4 protein-coding genes are annotated in these 3,673 nt (G+C 63.7%); 1 reads left to right on the top strand and 3 read right to left on the bottom strand.

Features of this window, described 5'->3' with window-relative positions; genetic code table 11:
* The first annotated feature begins 244 nt into the window (after positions 1–244).
* Positions 245–823 carry a hypothetical protein gene (locus tag KD1_RS15535; protein ID WP_217995915.1) on the top strand — a complete coding sequence of 193 codons (579 nt, stop codon included), beginning with the start codon at positions 245–247 and terminating at the stop codon, positions 821–823.
* Between the two features lie 167 nt (positions 824–990).
* Here the strand turns inward: KD1_RS15535 and KD1_RS15530 are convergent, their stop codons facing one another.
* From KD1_RS15530 to KD1_RS15520, 3 genes are all read right to left on the bottom strand, one after another.
* On the bottom strand, positions 991–2,163 hold the full coding sequence (locus KD1_RS15530) for a hypothetical protein (protein WP_157073413.1): 1,173 nt from the start codon (positions 2,161–2,163) through the stop codon (positions 991–993).
* Entirely contained in the window at positions 2,163–2,990 is an 828-nt protein-coding gene (locus tag KD1_RS15525) for a hypothetical protein (protein WP_157073412.1), read from the bottom strand. The genes KD1_RS15530 and KD1_RS15525 overlap by 1 nt, the downstream gene beginning before the upstream one ends.
* Before the next feature lie 85 nt (positions 2,991–3,075).
* A partial coding sequence (locus tag KD1_RS15520) for an IS1634 family transposase (protein WP_157073411.1) occupies positions 3,076–3,673 on the bottom strand: 598 nt, incomplete at its 5' end.

Here is a 3,673-nt window from a genome sequence, read left to right as displayed (position 1 = left end):
TACTCCGCCGCCGGCGCTTCCGGTCCGCGTCGTCGATCAGACCCGCGCCAAGTACATCGAGGCCTACGAGCGGCTGACCGGCCAACGGTTCTGACGACGGCCCCAGTGGGCTGTGGCCACAACGCGTCGTCGTTCGTGGCCTTTATCGCATTTCCAAGAATGGGCACAGTTGCGCGCGGCTGCTGTTATCTTGGCGACCATGACAGTTCGCCCAGCGGCTGCGTTGTCCCTGTCTCTGTCATTGGTGAGCCTGCTCGGTTGCGGCCAAGAGTCTGCCTCCACGGACGATGGAGCAGGTACTCGGGACCCCGATGGACTCACACTGATTCACCCCACGTGGGGGATCGGTGCGGAGTCGCTCTCGGATTTGGTGGCCAACGACGTGACGTTTGTGGGGACAGTCACCGGCGCATCCGATGGGCCTGAGGCGCTCACCAACGAACCTGGCGCTCGCGACAATGAGCGTCGACGGTTGGTCACCGTTCGTGTGGACTCGGTTCTGGCCGGGGACACGAGTGTGACGTCGGTTCAGCTCTATACCTTTGGGTGGTCCATCCCTGACGGGCCGGATGGGAAGGCTATCCCGATCACTCCCGCGGGTGTGCCGTGGTTGGACGTTGGCGAGCGGGTCTTCATCTCGGCGAACCAGGGTGTTGAAGGCGAGTACGAGGTGTACACCCCGCCCGGGGAGGATGGCGCGTTCGAGATCGTCGACGGCAGACTCACCGAGCCGTACGGGGGCTCTGATTCTCCGGTCTGGGATGAGATCACCGGTTTGTCCGTCGACGAGGTCACGGCCAAGGTACGCGCGATCGAGGGATGAGAAACACCTTCCGAGGGCTGAGACTCGCGTCCCTGTTGAAGCGCCCCACCCTCAGTGAACACCTCTCGGGGGAGTGACCGCCCACGGCTGAGCCACACACCCTCGGCCGCCGGCCAGGCTGGAGCCGAGTTACGACAGGAAGTTCGTGCGTGCCAACCCCAACCGGATCATTGTGGGAACGCGGTCCACGTTCCGATGCTCCACTGAACCCCGCGACTCTGGTCGATTGCCCCAGGCCACGCGACCATATGTCCGGCAACCAATGGCTGGGATGACGAGGCTGTTGCTTGCAGGACCGTCGTCTTGCCTGAGGGGATGTCATGGAGCAGTGCTCGGTTGCGATCCCGTCCCCACGTGACAAACCCATCGCCGCAAGCGAGGGTCGCGGCGGATGCTGTGGTTTCGAGCGGGACCCGACGAGGCTGGTCGCCGCCCTCGAGGAGAATCTCGAGCTCTGCCCGCGTCGATCTGGATCTAATCCATGCGGTGTATCCCTCGCCTCCGCAGGCGGTTGGAATCCCGGCTCCCTTTGTCAATTGGCCCAAGGAGTGAATCTCCTGCCCAGAGTTGCTCTCGCGCATCTCCATGATTCGAACTTCTCCGGAGTTTCTGCCGGTGCGGAGGCGTGCGTCGTCGATGTAGACGAGTCGGTCGTGGGCCCCTGATGGCCCGTAGGCGCCTTCGGCGACCTCGCGGACGGGTCCTTTGCCAGAGATACTGCGGCGCAATACCCGGTACGTTTGTCGACCGGGGTACTTGCCGGGGTTGGTCTTGGGTGATTCGGGTCGGGCGGTGGGCCAGTCCACCACGGACCAGAACACCTGGTCCCCGACCACGGCGAGGGGATGGTGATCTGGGTTGAACAAAGGGGGCGAGTCGGTCTTGTAGTACTCAGTGTTGCTCGCCACGATGTGCGCGTTCTTGTGGTCGGTCGTCGCGAGGATGACCCAGTCCTCGATGTCAAGGCGGGTCGAAGCGGTCTGGCGCCAGACCACGGCCTCGCCATCGATGTCGGCCGCGATTGTTTGGCGATACGCACCCGACTTCGGAACACTGATCGGCGTGACCTCCTCACCCACACGCCAACCCATCTGCGTCGTGCCACCCATCAACCGTTCCGGATGATTCGAATCCGGCATGAAGCCGACCAGCATATCTCCGTTGGGTGCCAAGGCGTAGGGGCTGTACTGGCCTTTGCCCTTGTCATCGCCCCCATAGTGACCAACTGTTTGGAGGCCACCATTGGCGGCCGGAGACGGTTTGTCTTCTCCCGTGCACGCACCGGTAGTCAATGTCAATGCGAGCAGCGCAAGGCACGTCGCTGAACTGACCCGGGCCATCAGTTCACGTACCCGTGTTCTTCCACGTTGAGCCACAGCGTTGAGCGGCCGATGCTGAACCGCGGTTGGGAGTCCGGGAACGTCGCGAGACTATGGGCCGGGTCTGCCAAGTGAGTGTAAGCACCATCCTGGCTGAATCCGTACGCCCAGATCCAATGCCCGATCAAACGATTTGGATGCTCGTTGTAGTGAGGCTTCCCAACATACTCGACGGTGCTCACACCGACGCCCTTGCTGTCGTGGTTGACGGCGTACTGAACCGCCTTGCTGAACTCATAGGCCGAGGACACACTGCCGCCCACCTGGGTGTAATAGTTTGTGCCTCGCCAGTTGTTCACTCCACGACGCCACTGCCCCCGCGCCCAATCCGTGGCCCCGTAGTAGTCGGTTTGCATGTGTTCGTAGTTGGCCATATGGACCTGGTAGGGCAAGTTCCCGTCCTTGCGCGAATGGAATCCCACACCATCCTGGGTCTTGATCATCCCCAGACCCGACGCTGGCCCGCAGTAGATCCCGTTGACCTGACCGTCCGCGCGAACATCTGCAAGGAAGTCCGAGGCGGGGTAAGCGGCTACTGCATTGGCCGACGTCGACGCGGTGGCGCGGGCCTGAGCCGCAGAGGGACGTTCATCGTCGTCCGGGTACTTCTCCACGTGCACGCGCCGGGCGCGCTCCGCAGCCTCAGAGTTGCCCACCTTCATCTGCGTGACCCACTCATCGATCATCTTCCGTTTCGATGTAGACCGCGCAGACGTGAAATCGGGGGTTTCCGCGGCCTCGGCACGCGAACCGGTCCAGTTGCCATCAATGCCATCACCAGCGGGCACTGTGCCCGACCTTGGAAGGATCTCCTCCCCCGCAGCCACGGCACTCGTCGCGCTCAGCGCCCCTGACTCGTGCCACCGGGGTGTGTCAGTCGGGCTGGATGTCGAGCGCGTCGAGGATGCCCTGCGCGGTGTCGGTGAGTGGGTCGCGGGCGTGGTGTTCGTGACCGGCGATCGTGACGGTGATCTGCTGCAAGGGCCGTAGCGCGTGGATGATCTTCTTGATGCTCAGCCCGGTGGCGTCCTGTAGGTAGCGGGCGACCGCCAGGGCGGCGAACACGATCGTCAGGTGGGCTTCGATCGCGTCCCTGGCGTGGTGGAACATGGGCCTCGCTCGCAGGTCGGTCTTGGACATCCGGAACGACTGCTCGACGTGCCACAGGTCGTGGTAGCTGGCGATCACCTCGCTGGCGGACATGAGGTGGGCCGGGATGTTGGTCACGTAGCCCTTTAGGCCGACGAGGCGTCGCGCCCGCGCGAGTGAGGCCTCATCCAGGGTGGTGGCGCCGTTGCTGGTCTTGACGAACCGCGGTGTCCGAGCGGTCTTCTCACCCGCCACCACGGCGATGGCTCGGTTCTCCTGCAACGTCAACGTCTTCGCGTCCCGGGCGGCACGTTTGGCGGAGTAGGCCCACACCGCCCGCCACGACAGGGCGTGCCCATCGGGGTTCCACACCGGCTCGGCC

It is taken from the genome of Kribbia dieselivorans NBRC 106261 (genome assembly GCF_001552435.1).
Taxonomy (GTDB): Bacteria; Actinomycetota; Actinomycetes; order Actinomycetales; family Dermatophilaceae; genus Kribbia; species Kribbia dieselivorans.
Note: the sequence above shows the minus strand (reverse complement) of the source record. Positions and strands in the feature narration are given on the sequence as shown.